Annotated in this window: 21 protein-coding genes; 10 read left to right on the forward strand and 11 right to left on the reverse strand. The window is 63.6% G+C overall.

The window, feature by feature from the left end:
• Positions 1 to 75: 75 nt before the first annotated feature.
• Both GKC28_RS02135 and GKC28_RS02140 read right to left on the reverse strand, forming a co-directional pair.
• Entirely contained in the window at positions 76 to 348 is a 273-nt protein-coding gene (locus GKC28_RS02135; protein WP_174144892.1) for a hypothetical protein, read from the reverse strand.
• Positions 329 to 3,136 (reverse strand): glutamine-synthetase adenylyltransferase, encoded by a 2,808-nt coding sequence (locus tag GKC28_RS02140; protein WP_174144893.1) that lies wholly within the window; start codon positions 3,134 to 3,136, stop codon positions 329 to 331. The genes GKC28_RS02135 and GKC28_RS02140 overlap by 20 nt, the downstream gene beginning before the upstream one ends.
• A gap of 469 nt (positions 3,137 to 3,605) precedes the next feature.
• Here GKC28_RS02140 and GKC28_RS02145 point away from each other — a divergent pair, with 469 nt between their 5' ends.
• The 4 genes from GKC28_RS02145 (at position 3,606) to GKC28_RS02160 (ending at position 5,906) form a co-directional block, all read left to right on the forward strand.
• Positions 3,606 to 4,061: a DUF2852 domain-containing protein gene (locus GKC28_RS02145; protein WP_174144894.1), complete on the forward strand. Its 456-nt coding sequence runs from the start codon at positions 3,606 to 3,608 to the stop codon at positions 4,059 to 4,061.
• Positions 4,062 to 4,136: 75 nt separating this feature from the next.
• Positions 4,137 to 4,568, forward strand: a complete 432-nt coding sequence (locus GKC28_RS02150) for an RDD family protein (RefSeq protein ID WP_174144895.1) — start codon at positions 4,137 to 4,139, stop codon at positions 4,566 to 4,568.
• A gap of 130 nt (positions 4,569 to 4,698) precedes the next feature.
• Complete coding sequence (locus GKC28_RS02155; RefSeq protein WP_174144896.1) at positions 4,699 to 5,523, forward strand: arginyltransferase; 825 nt, start codon at positions 4,699 to 4,701, stop codon at positions 5,521 to 5,523.
• Complete coding sequence (locus GKC28_RS02160) at positions 5,523 to 5,906, forward strand: VOC family protein (RefSeq protein ID WP_174144897.1); 384 nt, start codon at positions 5,523 to 5,525, stop codon at positions 5,904 to 5,906. Before GKC28_RS02155 ends, GKC28_RS02160 begins: the two co-directional genes overlap by 1 nt.
• 146 nt (positions 5,907 to 6,052) lie before the next feature.
• Here GKC28_RS02160 and GKC28_RS02165 read toward each other — a convergent pair whose 3' ends face one another.
• The 3 genes from GKC28_RS02165 to GKC28_RS02175 form a co-directional block, all read right to left on the reverse strand.
• Positions 6,053 to 8,407 (reverse strand): TRAP transporter large permease subunit, encoded by a 2,355-nt coding sequence (locus GKC28_RS02165; RefSeq protein WP_174144898.1) that lies wholly within the window; start codon positions 8,405 to 8,407, stop codon positions 6,053 to 6,055.
• Positions 8,408 to 8,422: 15 nt separating this feature from the next.
• A complete protein-coding gene (locus GKC28_RS02170) occupies positions 8,423 to 9,349 on the reverse strand; it encodes a TRAP transporter small permease subunit (protein ID WP_174144899.1) in 927 nt (308 codons plus the stop codon).
• Between the two features lie 131 nt (positions 9,350 to 9,480).
• On the reverse strand, positions 9,481 to 10,563 hold the full coding sequence (locus GKC28_RS02175) for a TRAP transporter substrate-binding protein (protein WP_174144900.1): 1,083 nt from the start codon (positions 10,561 to 10,563) through the stop codon (positions 9,481 to 9,483).
• A gap of 282 nt (positions 10,564 to 10,845) precedes the next feature.
• On the opposite strand from GKC28_RS02175, the gene GKC28_RS02180 reads away from it, so the two are divergent.
• A complete protein-coding gene (locus tag GKC28_RS02180; protein WP_174145085.1) occupies positions 10,846 to 12,273 on the forward strand; it encodes a cache domain-containing protein in 1,428 nt (475 codons plus the stop codon).
• A gap of 64 nt (positions 12,274 to 12,337) precedes the next feature.
• Complete coding sequence (locus tag GKC28_RS02185) at positions 12,338 to 12,982, forward strand: response regulator transcription factor (protein ID WP_174144901.1); 645 nt, start codon at positions 12,338 to 12,340, stop codon at positions 12,980 to 12,982.
• 10 nt (positions 12,983 to 12,992) lie between these two features.
• On the opposite strand, the gene GKC28_RS02190 is transcribed toward GKC28_RS02185, so the two are convergent.
• Together GKC28_RS02190 and GKC28_RS02195 are read right to left on the reverse strand one after the other, a co-directional pair.
• Positions 12,993 to 14,141, reverse strand: coding sequence for a lytic murein transglycosylase (locus GKC28_RS02190; protein ID WP_174144902.1), 1,149 nt, complete (start codon positions 14,139 to 14,141; stop codon positions 12,993 to 12,995).
• Between the two features lie 165 nt (positions 14,142 to 14,306).
• On the reverse strand, positions 14,307 to 15,158 hold the full coding sequence (locus GKC28_RS02195) for a hypothetical protein (RefSeq protein WP_174144903.1): 852 nt from the start codon (positions 15,156 to 15,158) through the stop codon (positions 14,307 to 14,309).
• A gap of 82 nt (positions 15,159 to 15,240) precedes the next feature.
• Here GKC28_RS02195 and GKC28_RS26685 point away from each other — a divergent pair, with 82 nt between their 5' ends.
• The 3 genes from GKC28_RS26685 to ilvN all read left to right on the forward strand — a co-directional run bounded on the left by GKC28_RS26685 (position 15,241) and on the right by ilvN (position 17,963).
• Positions 15,241 to 15,363 carry a hypothetical protein gene (locus tag GKC28_RS26685; RefSeq protein ID WP_302480779.1) on the forward strand — a complete coding sequence of 41 codons (123 nt, stop codon included), beginning with the start codon at positions 15,241 to 15,243 and terminating at the stop codon, positions 15,361 to 15,363.
• Between the two features lie 198 nt (positions 15,364 to 15,561).
• Positions 15,562 to 17,313: an acetolactate synthase 3 large subunit gene (locus tag GKC28_RS02200; RefSeq protein ID WP_174144904.1), complete on the forward strand. Its 1,752-nt coding sequence runs from the start codon at positions 15,562 to 15,564 to the stop codon at positions 17,311 to 17,313.
• An 89-nt stretch (positions 17,314 to 17,402) separates the two neighbouring features.
• The gene (gene ilvN / locus GKC28_RS02205; RefSeq protein WP_174144905.1) at positions 17,403 to 17,963 is read left to right on the forward strand and encodes an acetolactate synthase small subunit; all 561 of its coding nucleotides are present in this window, start codon (positions 17,403 to 17,405) and stop codon (positions 17,961 to 17,963) included.
• A gap of 28 nt (positions 17,964 to 17,991) precedes the next feature.
• Here the strand turns inward: ilvN and GKC28_RS02210 are convergent, their stop codons facing one another.
• Positions 17,992 to 18,435, reverse strand: a complete 444-nt coding sequence (locus tag GKC28_RS02210) for a hypothetical protein (protein WP_254604129.1) — start codon at positions 18,433 to 18,435, stop codon at positions 17,992 to 17,994.
• Positions 18,436 to 18,577: 142 nt separating this feature from the next.
• On the opposite strand from GKC28_RS02210, the gene GKC28_RS02215 reads away from it, so the two are divergent.
• Positions 18,578 to 19,375, forward strand: a complete 798-nt coding sequence (locus GKC28_RS02215) for a helix-turn-helix domain-containing protein (protein ID WP_174144906.1) — start codon at positions 18,578 to 18,580, stop codon at positions 19,373 to 19,375.
• 2 nt (positions 19,376 to 19,377) lie between these two features.
• On the opposite strand, the gene GKC28_RS02220 is transcribed toward GKC28_RS02215, so the two are convergent.
• The 3 genes from GKC28_RS02220 to GKC28_RS02230 all read right to left on the reverse strand — a co-directional run bounded on the left by GKC28_RS02220 (position 19,378) and on the right by GKC28_RS02230 (position 24,115).
• The gene (locus GKC28_RS02220) at positions 19,378 to 20,148 is read right to left on the reverse strand and encodes a DUF2189 domain-containing protein (protein ID WP_174144907.1); all 771 of its coding nucleotides are present in this window, start codon (positions 20,146 to 20,148) and stop codon (positions 19,378 to 19,380) included.
• A 246-nt stretch (positions 20,149 to 20,394) separates the two neighbouring features.
• Positions 20,395 to 21,522: a peptide chain release factor 2 gene (gene prfB, locus GKC28_RS02225; protein ID WP_174144908.1), complete on the reverse strand. Its 1,128-nt coding sequence runs from the start codon at positions 21,520 to 21,522 to the stop codon at positions 20,395 to 20,397.
• A gap of 91 nt (positions 21,523 to 21,613) precedes the next feature.
• Positions 21,614 to 24,115, reverse strand: coding sequence for a PBP1A family penicillin-binding protein (locus GKC28_RS02230; protein WP_174144909.1), 2,502 nt, complete (start codon positions 24,113 to 24,115; stop codon positions 21,614 to 21,616).
• Between the last annotated feature and the right edge of the window lie 293 nt (positions 24,116 to 24,408).

The raw sequence follows: 24,408 nt of genomic DNA on the forward strand, positions 1-24,408 counted from the left end.
TCTTAGCGGTAAGCCCGGGACAGGAAAAGGGGCCGCGTGGCCTGGCCCCTGGAAGTTCCGCGCGGCGGGGCGGCGTTACCGTTCGCGCGAGCGCCAGCCGCCGCGGCGGCGGGGCTTTTCAGCGCCTTGCAGCCCGTCACGCAGCACCGCGGTCATCGGATGCTCCGGCTGGGCAGCGCCATAGAGATCCAGCAGCGCCTGAATATCGGAGCGGCTGTCGCGGGCGGCATCCATGCCCAGCGCCCAGTCAAAGAAGATGCTGCGGCACTGGGCATCGGTGATGCCCTCGATCCGGTAGGATTCGTAGATCAGACCGCGCGGGTCATGTTCAGTGCTGCCTGTCTTCATCCGCCGCTTCCCTTTCCACGGTTTCGCCTATCAGCGCTGCGCAGCGGCTGTAGCGGTCCTGCAGCTCCTGCTCCAGCGCCTCCAACCGGTCAAAACCGGTGGTGCGGCAGAGGAACTGCGCCCCGCCCTCACCCATAGTTTCGGCCTCGATGGCCTTGCCGGAGAGCAACCGGGCTGCGCATTGCACCGACCAGAATAAACGGTATCCATCGGTCAGGTATTCTGCATCCGCGTCATTCAGCCACCCGGCAGCGACAGCGTCGCGAAGGCCTGAGGCCACATCGCGGGCCGCGGAGGCAGAGGTGAGCGTTCCTGCCTGCGACAGCAGTTCGATGTCCATCATCCGCCCCGGTCCGTTCTTGGCGTCCCAGACGCCCGCCGGCGCCTTGGCCGCAGCCAGCCGTTCGCGCATTTGGGCGACCTCGCGCAGCACCTTGCCCTGCTCGCGCCGCTCCGACAGGAAGCCCGCACGGAATTTCTCGATATCGTCGGTAAGGGTGCGGTCGCCTGCGATGGTGCGGGCCCGGGTGAGGGCCAGATGCTCCCACACCCAGGCTTCGTTCTGCTGGTACTGGGTAAAGCTGGCAAAACTGACAGCGACCGGCCCCTGAGTGCCGGAGGGGCGCAGGCGCATGTCGACCTCATACAGGCGGCCCTGTGCCATCGGTGCCGACAGCGCAGTGACAAAGGCCTGCGTCAGGCGCGCGAAATAGGGGCGCGTGGCCAGCGGGCGCTTGCCCTCGGACATCTCCTCGCCCTCGGGATCGTAGATCACGATCAGGTCGAGGTCGGACTGCGAGTTGATCTGCCCCGCCCCCATCGAGCCCATGGCCAGAACCGCCGCACCGCGGCCCGGCGGGGGGCCGTGCTTTTTCGAGAAATGCGCGACCACCTCCGGTGCGATGCCGGCAATCACCACCTCGGCCAGCTCGGCATACTGGGCGCCCGCCTGATAGCCATCGATCAGCCCGCGAAGATGATGCACGCCGATACGGAAATGCCATTCCTTGCACCAGCGGCGGGTGGCGTCGAGACGGGTTTCATAGTCCTCCTCCTGCTGCAGCCGCGCTTTCAGCTCTGCCCGCAGACTGTCCTCCCCCGGCCAGGGATCAAAGAAGGAGCCGCCTATCACCGCGTCAAAAACGGCGGAGTTGCGCGACAGGAAGCTGGCCAGCTCGCTTGAGGTGCCAGCAATGTCGATCAGGAGATCGATCAGCTGCGGGTTGGCGCCGAACAGGGAAAACAGCTGCACACCGGCGGGCAGCCCGGCCAGGAAGCCGTCGAGCGCCAGCAGCGTTTCGGCAGGTTTGGCGGTCTTGGCCACGCGGGCCAGCAGCTCCGGCTTCAATCCTTCGAAGATCCGCGCGCCGCGCGATGAGCGCAGCGCCGGATAGGTGGGCCAGCGGGCGATGATGGCGCCGTCCAGCTCCGCCGTCTCCTGTGCCAGAGGCGCTGGCCGCGGCGCCGCGCCGGGAGAGAAGAACCCCTCGGTCAGCTCATGCACCTCTTCCAGGCGGGTTTTGATTTCGGCCTGCAGCTCTTCCGGGTCCCGGTCCATCAGGCAGGCGATGCGGGCGATTCCGTCCTCCGACTTAGGCATCTTGTGGGTCTGGGCGTCATGCACCATCTGGATGCGGTGCTCGACTTCGCGGTGGGCGCGGTAATGGGCCGTCAGGGTTTCAGCCGCGTCCTGCGGCACCCAGCCCTTACCCGCCAGCGCCGCCAGCCCCTCCACCGTGCCGCGCAGGCGCAAGCCGTCGTCGCGGCCGCCAGCGATCAGCTGGCGGGTCTGGGTGAAGAACTCGATCTCGCGGATGCCGCCGCGGCCCAGTTTCATGTCGTGGCCCGGCACATTCAGGACGCCGCCGGTGCCCTTGTTCTCGCGGATGCGCAGGCGGATGTCGTGGGCGTCCTGGATCGCGGCAAAGTCCAGATGCCGCCGCCAGACGAAGGGGCGCAGTGTATTCAGGAACCGCTCCCCCGCCGCAATGTCGCCGGCGCAGGGGCGCGCCTTGATATAGGCGGCACGCTCCCAGGTGCGCCCCAGGCTTTCGTAGTAGCGCTCCGCCGCCTCCATCGCCAGGCAGACCGGCGTCACCGCCGGATCCGGGCGCAGCCGCAGGTCGGTGCGGAACACATAGCCGTCACCGGTGCGGTCGCTGAGCGCGGCGCACATGTTCTTGGTTGCGCGCACCATGCCCTGGCGCGCCTCAAAAAAATCATCCGGATCGAACCGGGTTTCGTCAAACAGGCAGATGAGGTCGATGTCGGAACTGTAGTTCAGCTCATGCGCACCCATCTTGCCCATCGCCAGGATGGTGAGGCCGCCTGCGGTCTCGACGTCCTCCTCCGCAAGGCCGGGCAGTTTTTTGCGGCGGATCAGACTGGCGATTTCCGCCTTGATGGCCACATCTGCACACAGCGCCCCGAAATCGGTGAGCGCGCCGGTCACCTGCTCCAGGCTCCAGCCGCCCGAAAGGTCGCAGAGCGCGGTCAGAAGCGCCAGCCGCCGCTTGGCCTGGCGCAGACCGGGTTTCAGCTGCGCCGCCTCCATCGCGCGGCAGTCCGCAAAGACACGCTGCAGCGCGGCCGCCGGATCGTGCAGCGCGTCTTGCAGCCAGCCTGCCTCGCGGTCGGTCAGCTCCTTCAGATAAGGGCTGCAACCGCAAGCCCCTGCCACCAGTTCCGCCAGATCGCCGGACAGCTCCGGCACCAGCCTGCGCGCCTCAGCGCCGAGGTCCGGGTCATAGGGCCGGGGAATGCGGGAAATCGTCAGTCCAGTTGTCATGGGCAGAGACTGAGCCGCGGGCCGGGGCGCGTCAATGGGGGAAGTGCCGCACGGCCGCTTAGGCTTCCCCCGGAGTCAAGAACACCCGAATGGATCAAGATCGGATTTTAAGGCAATGTTATCATTACGGTTATGCTCCCGTTGCGGAGCCGTTTCGAAATTAAAGAGTATTTTGTTGTCGGGGGACGCTTGGATCCGTCCGGTATTTCTGAAAGCTCCTGGCGGCGGCACCGCCCGTGAAATCCCCGCATCCGGCCATGCAACCGGAGCATAACCGCGTCTCCCTCCCTGCTGATCCCGCTCCCCGGGCACCCGAAAGCTGTTTTTCCGCCGGTTTCCGTCCCCTTCACCCACAGCCACCGTAAAAATGTGAAAAAGATTTACATGAGGGCTTGAAAGCCCCCAGGCGGCTTCCGATATGCATTCATGTGAAAGAGATTTACATTCACCCGCAACCTGGAGGACCCCGATGACGAGTTTCACCCCGACCGCCCCTGCCGCCCCGGTGCAGGGCTGGTTTTCCCGCAGCGAAGCCTGGCTGGACAGCAAGGGCAAAGGCGCCTGGATCGCCGTCATGGTCCTGGCTTTCGTGTTTTTCTGGCCGGTTGGCCTCGCCCTTCTCTTCTACATGATCTGGAGCAAACGAATGTTCAGCAAATCCTCCTGCCGCTACCGCAAGTCCTGGGCCCGGCACGGGTATTCGGCGATGAAACCCTCGGGCAACAGCGCCTTTGACTCCTATAAGGCCGACACCCTGCGTCGGCTGGAACAGGAACAGCACGATTTTGAGGCCTTCCTGCAGCGCCTGCGCGAAGCCAAGGACAAGGCAGAGTTCGACGAGTTCATGGACGAACGCGCCCGCACCGCCTCGGGCGAAGACCTGGAGGACGAGGACGAAGACCAGGGCGAAACCAAGCGCCACTAACCTTAGCCCCCTCCGGCTGCCCCGCCCATCCGTCCGGGCGGGGTTTCCCTATGCCAATCAGCAAAGGACCCTTAAATGACCGCCCTGCCCGATCCCGACTACCAGGCAGAATTCTATGCGTCTGTGCCGGCCAAGCGCCTGATCGCCTGGATCATCGACAGCATCCTGATTTTTGGCCTCAGCGCCGGTGCCGTGGTGCTGACGGCCTTTACCGGCCTCTTCATTTGGCCACTCCTGTATCTGGCCGTCGGCTTTGCCTACCGCACCGTGACCATCGCCAATGGCTCCGCCACCTGGGGCATGCGCTTTGCAGGTATCGAGTTGCGCGACGGCGAAGGCCGCCGGATGGACAGCGGCCTGGCCGCGCTGCACACGGCAGGCTACACGCTGTCGCTGGCGCTGCCGGTGCTGCAGGTGATCTCGGTCATCCTAATGCTGACCTCCGCCCGCGGCCAGGGCCTGACGGACCATTTCCTGGGCACGGTGATGCTGAACCGGCGGGTTTGAAGGAAAGCGGCAAGACAGCGTTAAACCATTTTCCACAAGACCGCTTGGCGCACCGGAACCGCATTGCTATCATCCTTGGGACCGCAGGCGATCTGTTCCGCCTGTTTTGCGAAACTGCTGACGGGGTCCGATGCGCCATACACTTCCCATTGCGCCGCAGTTCTATGTGACGGCACCGCAGCCCTGCCCCTATCTGGAGGGCCGGATGGAGCGGAAGCTGTTCACCGCGCTGCAGGGCGACGGGGTGGATCAGTTGAACAACAGCCTCAGCCAGCAGGGCTTCCGCCGCTCGCAGAATGTGCTGTACCGCCCGTCCTGCTCGGAATGCTCCGCCTGCCTGTCGGCGCGGATCGACGTGGCGGCCTTCCGCCCCAGCCGCAGCCAGAAACGCACCCTGAAGCGCAACGCGCATCTGGAGCGGCGGGCCACCTCGCCCTGGGCGACAGAGGACCAGTTCGCCCTGTTCCGCAGCTATCTGGACAGCCGCCACGCCGATGGCGGCATGGCCGATATGGACGTGTTCGAATACGCCGCGATGATCGAGGAAACCCCGGTGCGCAGCCGGGTGGTGGAATATGCGGTGCCGGGCAGCAGCGAGCTGACCGCGGTGTCGCTGACCGATGTTCTGGAGGACGGCCTGAGCATGGTCTATTCCTTTTATGCCCCGGACCGGCCGCAGGACTCGCTCGGCACCTTCATGATCCTCGACCACATCAAGATCGCGCAAGAGGCAGGGCTGCCTTATGTCTACCTCGGCTACTGGGTGCCCGGCAGCCAGAAGATGGGCTACAAGGCCAAGTTTTCCGGCCTGGAGATCTATCACCAGAGCGAATGGAAGAAGATGACCGACCCGTCGCAGTTCGAGACCGCCAGCCACCCGCTGTCGACCGACCCGATTGCCGAGCAGGTCGCCAATATCCAATTGCCCGAACAGCCGATTCACAAGAAACGCTGATGCAATACATCCATGCCGTCTCGCTGGTGGTGCCGGACTACGACGCCGCCATCGCCTTTTACTGCACCCGACTGGGCTGGCAGCTGGCGGAGGACATCGACCAGGGCCGAAAACGCTGGGTGCGGATCCTGCCGCCCGGGGCGGAACAGGGCAGCCTGATCCTGGCCCGCGCTGAAGGGGCTGAGCAGAAGGCCGCTATCGGCAACCAGTTCGGCGGCCGCGTCGGGCTGTTTCTGGCGACAGACGATTTTGCCCGCGATCACGCGACGATGCTGGCCAAGGGCGTCACCTTCGAGGAAGAGCCGCGGCATGAGCCCTATGGCACCGTCGCCGTCTGGCGCGATCCCTTCGGCAACCGCTGGGACCTGATCCAGTTCACCTGAGGCCCGCGCCGCCGCTCTTCATCTTTCCGCAAATACTCCGGGGTGAATGCGCGCCGCGCGCAGAGGGGCAGCGCCCCTCGACCGTCAAGGATATGCAAAGGGGCCCGCATGGGGCCCCTTTTTCCGTTTCTTACCTGCTCTCCGGATCAGTTCGGGATCAGCGCCGGCACGATGGTGACGATCGACGGGAACGCCCAGAGGATGCCGATGCCCACCACCTGGATCAGCACGAAGGGCACGATCCCGCGGTAGATATGAGCCGTTGTCACCTCCTTCGGCGCCACCCCGCGCAGATAGAACAGCGCAAAGCCGAATGGCGGTGTCAGGAACGAGGTCTGCAGGTTCACCGCTACCATGATGGTCACCCATTTCGGATCGAACGACCCGCCATAGATCACCGGGCCCACGATTGGGATCACGATGTAGATGATCTCCAGAAAGTCCAGCACGAAGCCCAGGAAGAACAGCACCAGCATCACGATCAGGAAGACCGTCATCTCGTTGTCGAAGCTCTTCAGGAACTGCTGGATGTAGTGCTCGCCGCCGAAGGAGATCACCACCAGATTGAGCAGCTGCGAGCCGATCAGGATGGTGAAGACCATCGAAGTCACCTTGGCGGTTTCCCGCACCACCGGAGTCAGCACGCCGGAGCGGAACAGCACCCAGCAGCCATAAAGCAGCCCGAACAGCGCATAGAGGTACATCGCATAGGCGGCGATGAAGGCGATCCAGCTCTCGACAGAGACGCCGCCCTGGTTCACCCGCAGGTCGAAGTTCATGCCGATCAGGATGCAGATCATCACCGCGAAGGTGGACCAGATGATGATCCTGCCCGACTTGCCCTTGTCCTGCAGCTTGCGGTAGGCCGCCAGCATGATGGCGCCGCCTGCCCCCAGCGCCGCGGCGGGCGTCGGGTTGGTGATGCCGCCCAGGATCGAGCCGAGCACCGCAACGATCAGCACCAGCGGCGGGAACACCACCCGGATCAGATCGTTTTTGGCGCAGCGGGCCGCAGCCTCGCGGCAGCCCCAGAGCGCCAGCAGTAGCGGCAGAGCAATCCACAGCACCGTGGCTCCGGCAGAAGTGGTTGGCGCAATCGCCACCAGATCCACCAGTGCAATCAGCAGGATGCCGATGGAACCCAGGATCAGCGGCTTGGCATCGCGCGAAGGCGCCACCCCGCGGCCGAAGGCCAGCACCAGGCCCAGGAGAACCATGATCACGGTGATGCCGGTGCCGATGGGCGCAGCAGAGGCGATCTTGGCTTCGCGGGCGGCGGCGATTTCCTCGCCGCTCAGCCGCTTGGCCAGGGCCACGCCGCCAGCCTCATTGATGGCCTTCTGCTCTTCCACCGCGGCGTCCCAGGCTTCCTGCCCGTGCAGTTCGATCATCGAGGCCTTGCACTCGGGGCCGACTTTGGTGCGCAAGGATGCGGTCTCACCGGCGTCCGAGAAGGTGGAGACGGTGATGTTCTGGCTGCCGATCACGTTGAAGCTCGACAGCAGGATCGCGCCGCCGATCAGCGCTGCCGGCACACCCAGGAACCAGATCAGCCCTTCATTGCGGGTGATCACCTCGCCGGTACCGCCTTCCAGCGACACGGCCGGCGCCTTGTGCGGGTTCAGCAGTGCATAGCCGAAGGCATAGGTGGCATAGAGGATCGCGAGCAGGATACCCGGCAGCAGCGCCGCCTGGAACAGGGTGCCGACCGATACCACCGCCGGCTCACCCAGGTAGGTGAGCGCGTCGGAGCAGCCTGCCTCCATCGCGCGGGTTTCCTGCGCGGTGGAGTAAAGATCGCCCGCCAGAGTGCCCAGAAGAACGATCACAATGGAGGGCGGGATGATCTGACCCAGGGTGCCCGAGGCCGCGATCACGCCGGTTGCCAGCTCCGGCGAGTAGTTGTTGCGCAGCATGGTCGGCAAGGCCAAGAGGCCCATGGTCACCACGGTGGCGCCGACGATGCCGGTGGAGGCCGCCAGGAAGGCGCCCACGACAACAATCGACACCGCCAGGCCGCCGGGCAGCGGCCCGAAGACGCGCGCCATGGTGGTCAACAGGTCATTGGCGATCTTGGAGCGTTCCAGGGTGATGCCCATCAGCACGAACATCAGCACCGCCAGCAGGGTCTCAATCGACGCGCCCGCCAGCACCCGCTCGTTCATCCGGTTGACGATGAAGGAAACGTTGCGGTCCAGCGCCACTTCCCAGCCCTGGGTGAACACGGGTTCGGCCAGCCTGGGCAAATCCGGGTAGCGGAAGACGGATATCTTGTCGGGCCTGATGCCCGATCCCACCAGATCCCGGTAGGCCTGCGACGAGGTGTCGATGGCCTGGTGGATCAGGATGCCGGCGCTGTCCAGCGCGGCGATGATCCCGAAGGAAATGATCCCGGCGCCGCCGATGGCAAAGGCCACCGGGAAGCCGGACAGAATGCCCCCGAAGAGGCAGAGAAATACGATGAGCAGGCCGATTTCGACGCCATCAAGTCCAAATAGCATGTTTCCAGCGTCCCCTTAGTGCGTGCCTTCGTAGGCTTCTTCACCCTCTCCAAGGCTGTCCTTGTCGAGGTATTTGTTTTCGCTGCCCTGCCCTTCGACAAACTCCAGGAAGGAGCGGTAGAAGAAGGCAATGGCATGCAGGAAGACGAGGCCTGCAAAGGCGATCAGCAGGATCTTGAACAGGAAGTAGGCATTGAACCCGTTGGGGCTGAAGCCAATGGTTTCCACGTTCCAGCGCAAGGCCCGCGATTTCATCACCAGCCGGTCAAGCGTGTCCGAGGCCGAGGGTTTCGGCACGATCAGGTGGCGCCACAGGAAGAACCACCCGTACATCCAGGTCAGCACCGCGGCAGGCATCATGAACAGCAGCGAGCCGAGCATGTCGACCACCCGCTTGGCGCGGAAGCTGATGCCGGAATAGATCAGGTCCACCCGCACATGGCCGCCCTGCACGAAGGTGTAGGTGACGCACAGGCAGACCACCAGGGCATTGTAGAACTTCAGTTCTTCGGCAAACCAGCTGATGTCCTGGCTGAACGGAATGCCAAAGCCGAAGCTGATGTCAGGCCGGGCGAACACCCGCTGCATGAAAACGATGATGATCTGCTGCAGCACCATAAGGAGGCCCGCCCACGCAAAGAAGCGGCCGGTGATGTTGGCCAGCCCCTCCAGCCCGCGGACCATGCCCCACATGAACCCGCGGAAGTAGATGCCGATGGCGGTCAGCACCAGGAAAGCGGTGAAGACGACAAAAAAGAACTCGACCGATCCGCCGTAGTAGACGAAGCGCATGATCGAGGCCTTGTCGGACCAGTCGAGCCAGAGCTGCGGGTGGGTGACGGCATAGCCGAAGTTATAGAAGGCGCCGGCGATGTTCTGGACCAGCCAGAGCAATCCGCCCGCTATGGCGCCGAAGAAGGTGAGGCCACTCTCTTCCTGCATGTTTCCCCCGGGGGTCTTTGCTGCGGCGGGTCCGGAACGCGGCCCGGTGGCCGTCCGTTGCCCGCGTCATGCAACTGGAAAAGGATCCCCCGCCCGCTGGCGGAGGACCCGGTTGATGCCGGTCAGGCGGATCAGCCCAGGACGCGGTCGCGCTGAACGCGGTAGGCGCCTTCGGATTTGGTGATCCAGCCGGAGGAGGCTTTCATCGAGGATTCGACGCTGTTGCGGATTTTCGCGAACAGCTCGTCGCCCATGAACTCGTCCAGGGTATCCTTGGTGGCCTGGCCGAAGGCGCTCCAGACGCTTTCCGGGAATTCCAGGGTCTTCACGCCGCCGGACTGCAGGCGCTGCAGCGCTGCACCGTTGTTGTTCATGAACTGCGCCAGGCTCCACTGGTGGCCGGCGGCCGATGCCATCTCGATGATCTTCTGATGCGCAGGCGACAGGCCTTCGAACACATCGCGGTTGGTGGCAACCGACAGCGCCGCGCCCGGCTCGTGGAAGCCCGCGGTGTAGTAGGTCTTGGTGATTTCCTGGAAGCCGGCCTTCTCGTCCGCCCAGGGGCCGATCCACTCGGTGCCGTCGATCGCGCCGGAGGACAGCGCCTGATACACTTCGGAGCCCGGGATGTTCTGCACGGATGCGCCCAGCTTGCCCAGCGCCTTGCCGCCCAGGCCCGGCATCCGGAACTTGAGGCCGTTGAAATCCTCGGGGCCTTTGATCTCCTTGTTGAACCAGCCGCCGGCCTGCGGGCCGGTGTTGCCGCCGATGAAGGATTTCAGACCGAAGATCTGGCCCAGCTCGTCATGCAGCGCGTGGCCTTCGCCGTGGTAGTACCAGTTCACCAGTTCCTGCGGGGTCATGCCGAAGGGCACCGCGGTGAAGTAAGCATAGCCCGGGTGCTGGCTGACGAAGTAATAGTCAGCGGCGTGGTACATGTCGGCCTGGCCCGCGGTCACGGCGTCGAACACTTCGAACGCGCCGACCAGCTCGCCTGCGGCCTTGACGTCGATGGTCAGGGTGCCGTCGGACATGGCGGTGATGGCGTCGGCGACATACTGTGCGGAGTCATGCACGCCTGCCAGACCGCGGCCCCAGGTGGTGACCATGGTCAGGGTGCGGTTGCCCTGGGCATAGGCCGGCGCCGCCAGGGTGCTGGCTGCTGCTGCGGTCCCGCCCAGCGCGGATGTTTTCAAGAAAGAACGGCGATCCATTAATTATTCCTCCCATTATTAATTCGGATTGCCCCAGGTCCCCCCAAGGCGGATCGGTTCGAGTGCGGTCAGCCTAGCGGCAGCGCAATTTATGTGAATACCTACTACTGCGTAGAACGGAACGTTTTTGCCGGGTTTGACGGGAAATGTTGCGCATTTCAGACGGGTGACGGAATCAGGAAACACCCGCCACAGGTGCAATCCATTCCTGCCCCTTTGATTCCGCTGGGCGGCTGGGCAATGATTCGGTACACGATTCTGACCAATTTCGACGGAGTGCCGATGCGCCTGTTCCGCTCCCTGCTGCGCCCTGACTACGCGCAGAAATTGTCGCTCTTGATGACCCTGCCGCTGATCGTGGCGGGCACCGCGATTGCGCTGGTGGTGGGCTACCAGTCGCGCGCCCTGGCCGAACGCGAGATCCAGGCGCTGGAAATGCAGCTCTTGGAGGCCAAGAAGGCCGAGCTGCGCAACTACGTGACCCAGGCGCGCAACGGCTTTGCCCATATCTATGGCCTGGCGGCGCCTGACGATGCGGCGGCCAAGGAGCAGGTCACCCAGATCCTGAGCGCGATGATCTACGGCAAGGACGGGTTCTTCTTTGTCTATGACTATGATGGCACCAACCTGGTGAGCCCGCGGCAGACCGAGTTCATCAACCGCAACTGGGCGGGGCTGACCGACAGCGCCGGGGTGCCGGTGGTGGATGAGTTTATCCGCCTCGCCCGCGACGGGGCCGGCTGGCACAGTTTCACCTGGGAAAAGCCCTCCACCGGCGAGGAGGCGCAGATGATTGCCTATGTGCTGGGGCTGCAGGACTGGCAATGGGCGATCGGCACCGGCGTCTTCATCGACGATGTGCTGGCCACAGTGGCCGCCTCTCGGGCGGAGGTGGAGGCGCGGGTGCGGCGCACGTTCCTGTACATCGGGGCAATCACGCTGATTTCGCTGGCGCTGGTCTTTGCGTCCGGCATGTTCCTCAACATCCGCGAGCGGCGGCTGGCGGATGCCAAGCTGAAGGAACTGACCCAGCGGGTGTTCGACGCCCAGGAGGAAGAGCGCGGCCGGGTGGCGCGGGAGCTGCATGACGGCATCAGCCAGCTCCTGGTCGGGGTGCGCTATGCGCTGGACAACACCCGCCGCCGCCTGTCGCGCGGCGATGGCGAGGGCGCGGCGGCCCCGCTTGAGAAAGGCACAGAGAACCTGCTGACCGCCATTACCGAGGTGCGCCGGATCAGCCGCGACCTGCGTCCGGGCGTGCTGGACGACCTCGGGCTAGGGCCGGCACTGAAGGCGCTGACCGATGATTTTGCCACCCGCACCGGCATCGAAACCGAGTTTTCCACCGTGGTGTTCCGCAACCGGCTGGATCAGGATTCCAAGATTGCTCTCTACCGTATCGCACAGGAGGCGCTGACCAACATCGAACGCCACGCGGAGGCCACCAAGGTCAGTATAGACCTGCGCGGCCACACCCGCGGCGCCACTATGCGGATCTCCGATAACGGCCGCGGGCTGCCGCCGCGCGACGCCCGCACCGGCCCGGGGATCGGCCTGCGCAACATGCAGGAGCGGATCGAGCAGCTTGACGGCACCTTGCGCATTCTGTCATCACGGGGCACCCAGAGTGGCACCGTGATCGAGGCCAGCCTGCCGCTGAGCCACCTTCTGCCGCCGGGCGAGGAAGGCACACCTGCGCAATTACCGTGACCGGGGGAGGCTGCGGCGGCCTGCGCGGCCTTTGGAATGTTCGAAGACTGCTGTTGGGGGGATGATGGCGGATCCGGTGAAAGTTTTGATCGTGGATGACCACCCGATGGTGGCCGAAGGCATCCAGTCGATCCTGGAAAGCTATGATGATATCGAGGTTGTCGGCTCCCTGACCGACGGGCGCAACGCGGTGGAGCAGATGGGCGGCCTGGCGCCTGACGTGGTGCTGATGGATCTGAACATGCCCAAGCTCGGCGGCCTCAGCGCCACCGAGATCATCCTGGAACAGCACCCCGGCACCCGCATCCTGATCCTGTCGATGCATGACAGCGCCGAATATATCTCCACCGCGCTCAGCCACGGCGCCATGGGCTATGTGCTGAAGGATGTGCCGACGGAAGAGATCAAGCAGGCGATTGACGCGGTGATGCAGGGCAAGACCTATCTCTGCACCGGCGCGGCGGGCTCTCTGAAACCCAAGGACGGCGATATCCGCGAGGCGCTGACCGGGCGCGAGCAGACCATCCTGCTGGAATTGGCGCAGGGCAAATCCAACAAGGAAGTCGCGCAAACCCTCGATATCTCCGTCAGAACGGTCGAGACTCACCGCAAGAACATCAAGCGCAAGCTGGGCATTTCCTCCACCGCCGGCCTCACCCGCTATGCACTGGAGCATGGCGTGCTGCAGGGGACCGGCGCCGGGTTCTGAGGCCCCTGCCCTAATTCAGGCTGGCCAGCAGCACCTGCGAGGGATCGCCGGTCGCGGGCAGGCCGCGGCTGGACTGATAGGCGCTGATGGCGGCCCGGCTTTTCGGCCCCAGCACCCCGTCGGCGCCGCCGGTGTCAAAGCCGCGCGCAGTCAGGCGTTTCTGCAGCAGAATGCGGTCATCCTTGGTCAGCCCGTATTTGTCCGGCGGGAAGTTTGCGCGCAGCGGAGCACCGCCGGCAATGCGGTCGGCCAGATGGCCAACGCCAATCGCATAAGCATCCGAGTTGTTGTAGCGCTTGATCACGTTGAAGTTGCTGGTGACAGAGAATACCGGCCCGCCCGGCTGCGGCTGCAGGCTGCGCCCCGAAGGGGTGCCGGGCGCCCCGGCCTCGCCGCCCCATTTCAGGCCGCGGGTCCAGCCGTTCCGCTGCAGGTAAGCCGCGGTGGAGGCCAGCGCATCCGTCGGGTCCTCCGACCAGATATCACGGCGCCCGTCGCCGGTGTAATCCACTGCAAAGGCTTGATAGGATGACGGAATGAACTGGGTATGCCCCATCGCGCCGGCCCAGCTGCCGGTCATGCGGGCGGGCGTGATGTCGCCGTTCTGCAGGATCTTCAGCGCCGCAATCAGCTGTTTCTCAAAAAAAGCGCCGCGCCGCCCGTCATAGGCCAGGGTCGAGGTGGCCGAAATTACCGGCACGTTGCCGCGGCGCTCGCCAAAGAAGCTCTCGAGCCCCCAGATCGCGCAGATAATTTCCGCATCGACGCCGTAGGTGCGCTCCAGAGAGCGCAGGGTGGACTGGTGGCGGGCAAAGGCAGCGCGGCCTTTGCTGAGGCGCTCGTCCGAGACGGCGATGGAAAGGTAGTCCTCCAGCGAGCGTTTGAATTCGGTCTGATTGCGGTCGCGCTTGACGACCCCGGGCAGATAACCGGCCCCTCGGAACGCCGCCCTCAGGGTTGACCCCGAGATGCCCCGGGCCTCTGCCCGGCTGCGGAAGGCGGCAACCCAGGCGTCATAGCCCGCGTTCGGCGTGGGGCGCAGGTCTGCGGGCAGTCCGGTTGCGCCGCTGGGGCCGCTGCCTGCTGGAACCGTGCTGCTGCAGGCGGTCAGTCCCAGGGCCGCCAGGCCAAATCCGAAGTGACGCCGTGTGATGTTCATGCTCTCTGCCCGTTCTGCTGTTTGTCTTGCTGCCCGGCTTCGGCCGGGTCCTTTGCCAACAGGCTGCCAGAAACCGGGAGGAGCGCCAAGGCCCGGAATTCCCCCGCAGCAAAGACCCGCCGCAGGCGGAAGGGGGCTGCTGGAATTGACGCTCAGTCCGGCTGTTCAGTCCCGCAGCGCATCGGCGCGCAGGCCTTCTCGCTCGAAGTGACGCGGCAGGACGCGGCCATAGAGCTGCCTGGTGCGCTCCACCCCGCCGCACATGCCCTCCGTTTCGACAAAGGAGAAGATGCCGACATACCGCCTGCGCGGGCCTTCCACCGGGGCCACCCGGTGCAGCGAATACCGGCCGCGGAAGATCTGCAGGTCGCCCGGCTGCAGCACCAGCCTGCGCACCAAGGGCGAGCCGCCCGCCAGCACCCGCGCCACACCGTCGTAGTTTTCATCCGCGGGGGTGCGCAGCATCGGCGCATATTCGAAGTCACCACCCGCCTCGCCGTTCTGGATTGCCAGAGTTACCGTGTAGTTATTGGTGTCAAAATGCCAGGGGAAGCCGTCGCCTTCCTCCACCATGTTGATGATCACATCCGCCAGCGGGTCGTCATAGCGGAAGAAACGGTCCTCCGGTTCGCCCAGCGCGTCGCGGATGAAGGGCATGAAACCGGGATATTCGTAGATCATCCGCAGCGGGCTGGAAACGCCGAAATTGTCTGCCGGGATAAAGGCGTTGGAACGGTCATAAAATTGGCGTACCGGATGGCCCTCCGGCAGCGACGGATCGTCCTTGGAGAAATAGGCATTGGTGCGGCTGAACGACTTATGCCCTTTATCCGCCACGGAAACGGCCTCTGCAACCAGTCTGGGAATGCCGTCAGCGTGCACGAACCCCGGAAGCACCGCGCAGCCGTCGGCCTCCAGTTCGCTTTGCAGGTCCGCCATCATTCGCGCGTAGGCCGGCGACCCCGGCCTGTCGATCGGATAGCGCCCCAGGTCCACCAGTCCCGCAAGTTCAACCATATCCATACCCTTCCTTGTCGCCCCTTTTCACGAAAGCTTGCCTGCTGGCGCAGGGCTGATCTGGCACAAACGGGACACGGGCATGCCGGTTTTGAACGAATCCGCACCGGCGCGCGCCGTCATTTTCGCGGAAATTTCGCCACGCCTGGGCTGCGAGCAAGAAAATGTCCCTGAACGGGTGTTTTTTGACAGCTTTCGCGGTTGACGCCCCTGTCCGGCAGACATAATGTCGCCCGCAACGCAAGAAGGAGCCTGTGGCAGTGACCACCCTAGTCGTAATCGTAGGAACCAAGCGCATGGGCCGGTAACGGTAGACCATAATCGAACCCATGCGCCTCCGAATGAAAATCGGGGGCTTTTTTTATGCGTAACGGACGATGCCGCCAATTGGAGCAAAAAGCAGATGACACGTGAAATGACCGGCGCAAAGATGGTTGTCCAAGCCCTGAAGGACCAGGGTGTGGACGTAGTCTTCGGATACCCAGGCGGCGCCGTACTGCCGATCTATGACGAGATCTTTCTGCAGAATGACATCCGCCATGTTCTGGTGCGGCACGAACAGGGCGCGGTGCACGCGGCTGAGGGCTATGCCCGCTCCACCGGCAAACCGGGCGTTGTCCTGGTGACCTCCGGCCCCGGCGCCACCAATGCGGTCACCGGCCTCACCGATGCGCTGCTGGATTCGATCCCGATCGTGGTACTGACCGGCCAGGTGCCGACTTTCATGATAGGCTCGGACGCCTTCCAGGAAGCCGACACCGTCGGCATCACCCGCCCCTGCACCAAGCACAACTGGCTGGTCAAGGACACCGATGCGCTGGCCGGGACCCTGCACGAGGCTTTCCATGTTGCCAAATCCGGCCGCCCCGGCCCAGTTCTTGTCGACATCCCCAAGGACGTGCAGTTCGCCAATGGCAAGTACCAGGGGCCGAAGCCGTCAGCCTCGCACTACCAGCCGCAGCTCAAGGGCGACATGGAGGAGATCACCGAGCTGGTCGAGGCTATCGAGAAGGCCAAGCGCCCGGTGTTCTATACCGGCGGCGGCGTCATCAACTCCGGCACCGCAGCCAGCCAGCTGCTGCGTGAGCTGGTGGACGCCACCGGCATCCCGGTCACCTCGACCCTGATGGGGCTTGGCGCCTATCCGGCCTCCGGCAAGAACTGGCTGGGGATGCTGGGCATGCACGGGCTTTACGAGGCCAACATGGCGATGCACGGCTGCGACCTGATGATCAACATCGGCGCCCGCTTCGATGACCGCATCACCGGCCGCATCGACGCCTTCAGCCCGAAGTCGAAGAAGGCCCATATCGACATCGACCCCTCCTCGATCAACAAGGTGATCCGGGTCGATATTCCGATTGTCGGCGATGTGGCCCATGTTCTGGAGGACCTGCTGAAGGTCTGGAAAGCGCGCGGCCGCAAGGTGAACCGCGAGGCACTGGAGAAGTGGCACAAGCAGATCAACGAATGGCGCGCGGTGAACTGCCTGTCGTTCAAGAACTCGGAAAAGACTATCAAGCCGCAATATGCGCTGCAGCGCCTGGAGGAGCTGACCAAAGGCCGTGACCGCTATGTCACCACCGAAGTCGGCCAGCACCAGATGTGGGCGGCACAATACTTGGGCTTTGAGGATCCGAACCGCTGGATGACTTCCGGCGGCCTCGGCACCATGGGCTATGGTTTCCCGGCCTCCATCGGCGCCCAGATGGCGCATCCGGGCGCGCTGGTGATCAACGTTGCCGGCGAGGCATCGTGGCTGATGAACATGCAGGAAATGGGCACCGCGGTGCAGTTCCGCCTGCCGGTGAAGCAGTTCATCCTCAACAACGAGCGCCTGGGCATGGTGCGCCAGTGGCAGGAGCTGCTGCATGGTGAGCGCTACAGCCACAGCTGGTCCGAGGCGCTGCCTGATTTCGTCAAGCTCGCCGAGGCGTTTGGCTGCAAGGGCATCTGCGTCAGCGACCCCAAGGACCTGGATGATGCGATCATGGAAATGATCGACTACGACGGGCCGGTGATCTTCGACTGCCTGGTCGAGAAGCACGAGAACTGCTTCCCGATGATCCCATCGGGCAAGGCGCACAACGAGATGCTGCTCGGCGAAGCCGAGACGCAGGGCGTCATCCAGGCCGGCGGCGCAGTGCTGGTGTAACCGCGGCGGCGCCGCAAAATTCTTATGAAGAATTTTGCCGAAAGTTTTCTGAAAACTTTTGGCAGCGACAAACGAAAGGACGGCGACTGATGTCTGCCCTGCATATCAAAAAAGGCTCCAACCGCCACTCCGCCTATAACCTGCGCCCGACCTTCTCAGACGTGCAGGAAAAACACACCATTGCGGTGCTGGTGGAAAACGAGCCCGGGGTTCTGGCCCGGGTGATCGGCCTGTTCTCGGGCCGCGGCTACAACATCGAGAGCCTCACCGTGGCGGAGGTGGACCATACCGGCCATCTATCGCGCATCACCATCGTCACCACCGGCACCCCGCAGGTGATCGAGCAGATCAAAGCGCAGTTGGGCCGCATTGTTTCGGTCCGCGACGTGCATGACCTGACCGTCGAGGGCGCCGCGGTGGAGCGCGAGCTGGGCATTCTCAAGGTGGTGGGCGAAGGCGAAAAGCGCGTCGAGGCGCTGCGGCTGGCGGATATCTTCCGCGCCAACGTGGTCGACAGTACCCTGAACAGTTTTGTCTTTGAAATCACCGGCGCGCCGGAAAAGATCGACGCCTTTGCCGACCTGATGCGCCCGCTGGGCCTCAGCGAAATTGCCCGCACCGGCGTTGCCGCCCTGCTGCGCGGCAACTGATCCTGCCTCAGCCCGAACCGGGCTGGTGCTATCCCTGAACGGTTTGAAGCGGTGCGGCAACGCACCGCTTTTTTGCAGCCTGCAGCGGAAAAGGAACAACCTTCTGCTCCTTGCCGCCGGTATCGGGCACCGCGCATACTGCCGTCGCACTCAGCCGGTCTGCCAGACCAGGGCTGCCTTGCTCCAGCACGATGGCGAGATTCTCGGCGACTCTGATATTGCCACTCAGGGTAACATCAAACTCAACCCAGTCCCCTGGATTCAGTTCAGCACACTCAGTTCCAGCCTTATTTGTGTAAAAAGCAAGGTCCCCCTGGTCATCGCACCAGATCACGGCTTTGGTCAGGGGGGCGTCACTCCATAAAATGACTCCAATCATACCAGTCCTCGTATTGCCGCCCTCCAATTCTGAAGCAATTGAGCTGACGCCAACATGACAAAAAACGAGTCCCGCTATTGCATTTTGTGTCAATTCCACTAGCCTCCTGACGTGAATTAGAGACACCCCTGACGCTATATGGGTGCACAGGCTGCTGTGCTTATGCCTGAACTTGGCATAACCCACCGGCAAAAAGGGAAAATTAAACGTAAACCCCGAGCAGTCAGGACCTCGAATGAACAGCCAGAACCGCTCTCCAGCTGACCTGAGGAACATGTTTGGCGCAAACTTGCGTCAATTGGCGCGGCAGTACCGGTCGATTTCGGAGCTATCGCGCCAGCTGGGCATCAACCGCACGCAATTCAACCGCTACCTGTCCGGCGAGAGTTTTCCGCGCCCGGATATTCTGGACCGAATTTGCCGTTTCTTTGACGTAGACGCGCGTATTCTGCTGGACCCGGTGGACACCCTTTCAAAAGCAGGTCAGGTCGTAAACGGTGCATTTCTGTCTGATTTCCTTGGCCATGGCGTTCAGCAGCTGACCGAGGAGTTTTTCCCTTCGGGGTTTTACCGTTTCACGCGCCGCAGCTTCATCAATGAAGAGAAGTTCGTGATTGGCCTCGTGTACGTGTTCCGCGCGGGTGGCGTCACCTATATCAAGGGGTTTGAGGCGAAAGAGGCGATGCTGAGCCAGGGACTGCCAGCCAGTCCCGGGGTGCGGGAGTTCCGCGGCTACGTCAGCGGCCACGAGGATGGCGTCGCCTTTGTTATCGCCCGGCGCAAGGCGATGACCTACTCGTTCAACTACTTGGCGCGGGTGGCGTCACTGCAGAACAACTTCTGGTCGGGATATGTCGCCCGCACTGTCCGCGAGAGCGGCACCGGGGAACGGGTGACGCGGATGGTTTATGAGCATCTGGGCCGCGACACCGGGCAGGTTCTGGCCGCCGCCCGAAGCGCGGGATTTGCCGATGAGGACGCCCTGCTGCCCTTCCACCGCCGCCTGCTGAACACCAGCCAGCCCTTCCGCTGACGCTAACTCGCGTCAGCCAGCCTGTAGACGTGCCAGGTGGCGTGGCCCAAGAGCGGCAGCACCAGGAACAGCCCCAGGAACCACGGCAGCAGCGCTGCAAAGGTCAGAGCCGCGATCACTACGGCCCAGATCATCATCACCGCGAAGTTGTTCTGCACATACTGGAAGCTGGTGATCATGGCGGTGACGAAGTCCACTTCGCGGTCCAGCAGCAGCGGCAGCGAAATCACCGTGATCATATACAGCAGCAGCGCAAACAATGCCCCGACAACGGTGCCGACGGCCAGCATGGTCAGCCCGTTGGCAGTCAGGAACACCTCCGCCGAGGTGGAGATATTGGTCATCGTCGCGTGCCCCAGGAACAAGGCAAAGATCATGTGGCCGAGAAAAAACCAGAACAGGAACACCACAACGATGATGGCGCAGATCGACGGCAGCTGGCGGCGGCTTTGCTGCAGCACTACGCCCAGGATCCGGCCAACCGCAATCCCTCTGCCCTGTTCCAGCCGGTGTGACACCTCAAAAAGGCCGACCGCAGCAAAGGGACCGATCAGCGGGAAGCCAATGGCCGCCAGCACCAGCCAGTAGGTGGTGCCGGTGCGCACGGTGATCCAGGCCATTATCCAGCCTGCCAGCACATACACCGAAGCGAAGAACAGCCCGTAAAGCGGCTTCCTGCGGAAGTCTGCCCAGCCCCGGCGCAGCGCCTCGAACAGCATCTGCGTCGTGACCGGCTGCAGCGGCGGCACGCCAAACGGCTTTTCAGGTGTCATGGCGGTACTCCTCCCCTCCGGCAGGCCCTGTTTTCTGTCCGGTTGCGGATGGCCTGCGCTCTTTTCAAATGAAGCGTCAAAAATGCTTCATTTAAGCCTAGCCGTGAAACCTGCAGAATAAAATGCCTTGCAGATGCATGATTTAGCTGCTGCGCCGCCTGCAGGCCCGCCGCCAAAGAAAAAGGGGCGGCCCGCGCAGGCCGCCCCTTAATAACTATAAGTTGCCCTGTCCGGAAAGCGGCCAGGTCAGTCCTCGGCCTGCGCGTCGGCGCGGCTCTTGCCGGAGACATTGAGCGCCAGCGTGGCGGCCATGAAGCCGTCCAGATCGCCATCCAGCACCCCTTTGGTGTCCGAGGTTTCATGCTGGGTACGCAGGTCCTTCACCATCTGGTAGGGCTGCAGCACATAGGAGCGGATCTGGTTGCCCCAGCCGGCATCGCCCTTGGCCTCATGCGCCTCGTTGATGGCGGCGTTGCGGCGGTCCAGCTCCTGCTGGTACAGGCGCGACTTCAGCGCCTTCATGGCGATGTCGCGGTTCTGGTGCTGGGATTTCTCGGACGAGGTCACCACGATACCGGTCGGAATGTGGGTGATCCGCACCGCCGAGTCGGTGGTGTTGACGTGCTGGCCGCCCGCACCGGAGGAGCGGTAGGTGTCGACGCGGATATCGGCCGGGTTCACTTCGATCTCGATATTGTCGTCGACCACAGGGTAGACCCAGACCGAGCTGAACGAGGTGTGCCGCTTGGCCGCCGAGTCATAGGGCGAGATCCGCACCAGCCGGTGCACGCCGCTTTCGGATTTCAGCCAGCCATAGGCGTTGTGGCCGGAGATCTTGTAGGCGGCGGATTTGATGCCTGCTTCGTCGCCCGCGCTTTCGGACTGCAGCTCGACCTTGTAACCCTTCTTCTCGGCCCAGCGCACATACATCCGCGCCAGCATCGAGGCCCAGTCGCAGCTTTCGGTGCCGCCGGCGCCTGCGTTGATCTCCAGGAAGGTGTCATTGGCATCGGCCTCGCCGTCCAGCAGGGCTTCCAGCTCCTTCTCGGCCGCTTTCTCTTTCAGCGCCGCCAGTGACGCCTCGGCATCCTTGATGACCTCGGCGTCGTCTTCCATCTCGCCCAGCTCGATCAGCTCTATGTTGTCGGACAGGTCCTGCTGGATGCCCTTGTAGGTGTCGATGGAATCCACCAGCGCCTGGCGCTCGCGCATCAGCTTCTGCGCCGCTTCCGGGTCGTCCCAGAGGTTCGGATCCTCGACCCGCGCGTTGAACTCCTCCAGCCGGTATTCGGCGGTTTCCCAGTTCATCCGCTGGGCCAGCAGCTCCAGCGATTTCTCGATGTCTGCGACGATATTCTGGGTTTCCGCGCGCATTTCAGTTCCTTGAAATCTCTTGTCAGGCTTGCGTGATAAACCACCCGCGCGCCGCGGGCAAGCGGCGCGCGGGTGCCTTGGCAGCGGCGGATCAGTAAAGCCCGCCGGAGCTGACCGTGCCGAACGTCGCCTTGGGCCCTAGCACTGCGGTGCCGCCGCTGGAGGTGGTGACCTTGCGGCCGGATTCCTGCACCTCTTCAACCAGCGGCAGGTTCGATCCCATCGCAAAGCCGCCATCGTAAGTCAGGCCGAAGATCGGCTCAGCCCCGTCCCGGAAATACTCCGCCACCACATAGGGCCCGGATGCATTGTCCGGCAGCCGGGCGCCGGTATAACGGTCGATTTTGATGAAATGGCCGCCTTCCGGCACCTCAAACGGGCCACCGCCGAATTTTTCGACCGCCTTGGTCATGAACTGCTGGAACACCGGGCCGCACATGGTGCCGCCATAGGCGCCGCGGCCCATCGGCCGGGGCTGGTCAAAGCCCATGTAGCAGCCCGCCACGATGTTGGAGGTGAAGCCGACAAACCAGACATCGCGGGAATCATTGGTGGTGCCGGTCTTGCCCGCGGTGGGCACCGGCAGATTGATCACGCTCGACGCGGTGCCGCGGTCAACCACGCCCTTCATCATCGAGGTCAGCTGATAGGCGGTGATCGGGTCCATCACCTGTTCGCGGTCGGTGACAATGCGCGGCGCGTGACCGGGCGCCAGCGTCGGGTCCGAGCAATCGACGCAATCGCGGTCGTCGTGACGGTAGATGGTCTTTCCGAAACGGTCCTGCACCCGGTCCACAAGCGTCGGCTGCACCCGCTCGCCGCCGTTGGCGAACATCGCATAAGCCGCCACCATCTTGTAGAGCGTGGTTTCCTCCGATCCCAGCGAGTTGGCCAGGAACGGCCCCATGTTGTCATAGACGCCAAAGCGCTCTGCGTAGCCCGCCACCACCGGCATCCCGACCTCCTGCGCCAGGCGGATGGTCATCAGGTTCCGGCTCATCTCGATGCCGGTGCGCAAGGGGGTCGGACCGTAGAACTTGTTGGTGGAGTTCTTGGGCCGCCACAGGCCCTGCGGCGTGTTGATCTCGATCGGGGCGTCCACCACGATGGTCGCCGGGCTGTAACCGCTATCCAGCGCTGCGGCATAAACAAAAGGTTTGAAACTGGAGCCCGGCTGCCGCATCGCCTGGGTGGCGCGGTTGAACACCGAATGCTGGTAGGAGAAACCGCCCTGCATCGCCAGAACCCGGCCGGAGTTCACGTCCATCGCGACAAAGCCGCCCTGCACTTCCGGCACCTGCCGCAGTGACCAGTGGCTGAAGGCATCGTCCTTTGTCTCGGCCCGGACCAGAACCACGTCGCCGCGGGTGAAGTTGTCGGCAAAGCTGCCCTTCATCCATTTGATGTCGGAGCGCGGCACAGAGCCCGTGCCCTCGCTCTGCTCGACGCCGATGGTCAGGCTCTCGCTGCCGACCTCCAGCACCACCGCCGGATACCAGCGGCCGCCCAGCACGATATCGCGCGGCACATCAGCAGCTTCCAGTGCCGCGCGCCAGGCAGCCTCGTCCTTCAGCTGCTCCTCAGTCAGCGTCACACCGGTGCCGCGCCAGATGCCGCGGGAGCGGTCGTATTTCTCCAGGCCGCCGCGCATCGCTCGCGCTGCCTCGGCCTGCATTTCATGGTCAATGGTCGCGCGCACGGTAAAGCCGCCGGTGAAGAATTCGCCCTCCCCGAAATCTTCGGTCAGCTGGCGGCGGATTTCATCGGTGAAATAGTCGCGCGGCGGCAGCGTGGTGCGGAAGCCCTCGAAATCGCCGTTCTGGACAGAGCGCAGCGGCTGCGCCACCTCGACCTCATAAACATCCTTGGAGATATAGCCGTTCTCGCGCATCTCCCGCAGCACATAGTTGCGCCGGGCCAGCAGGCGCTCTTTCTGGCGCACCGGGTGGTAATCGGACGGCGCCTTGGGCATCGACGCCAGCGTCGCCGCCTCATGCGGCTCCAGCTCACCCAGGGTCTTGTTGAAATAGGTCTGCGCCGCCGCGGTCACGCCATAGGAGTTCTGGCCCAGGAAGATCTCGTTCAGATACAGCTCCAGGATCCGTTCCTTGTCGAGCGTTTCCTCCAGCCGGGTGGCGAGGATGATCTCCTTGATCTTGCGCTCAGCCCGGCGGTCGCCGGACAGCAGGAAGTTCTTCATCACCTGCTGGGTGATGGTGGAGGCACCGCGCACGTTCTGCCCGCGCGAGCGCACCGCCTCGATCGCCGCCGCGGCAATGCCGCGGGCGTCATAGCCGGAATGGCTGTAGAAGTTCTTGTCTTCCGCCGAGATAAAGGCCTGTTTCACCAGGTCCGGGATCTCATGCGACGGGGTGAACAGGCGCCGCTCCTTGGCGAATTCATCAATCAGGTGCCCCTCGCCCGAATAAATCCGGCTGATCGTCGGCGGCTGGTACTGGGCCAGCGATTCATGGCTCGGCAGGTCGCGCCCGTAGATCCAGAACACCGCCCCGATGGTCAGCGCCACCATCGCCACGCCAAGGGTGATGGTGCTGAAGATGGAGCCGAAGAAAGAGAATATGAACCTGAGCACGGATGTGGGCCTTTCACGCGGAGTGCCGCCTATATAGGCGCGGCGGCTGCCGGGGTCAAAGCATGCAGCGGCGAATTAGCGCTGCCGTGAATCCTGCTGCCTGGAGAATTGGTTTTGAGCCGCCTCTGATGTATCCTGTTCGGGCAATACTAACAGCGGCTGCCCCATTTTCCCAATGCTTGCCGCGGTTTGGGCGCAAGCGGCGGGCAGGCTGAACGCATGTGCACGCATTCGCCGTCTTGGCCTGCCTCCCGATACCCCGCCCGCCAGCCGCGGCGCGTACCCGAAACATG

Source organism: Leisingera sp. ANG59 (assembly GCF_013317235.1).
Lineage (GTDB): Bacteria > Pseudomonadota > Alphaproteobacteria > Rhodobacterales > Rhodobacteraceae > Leisingera.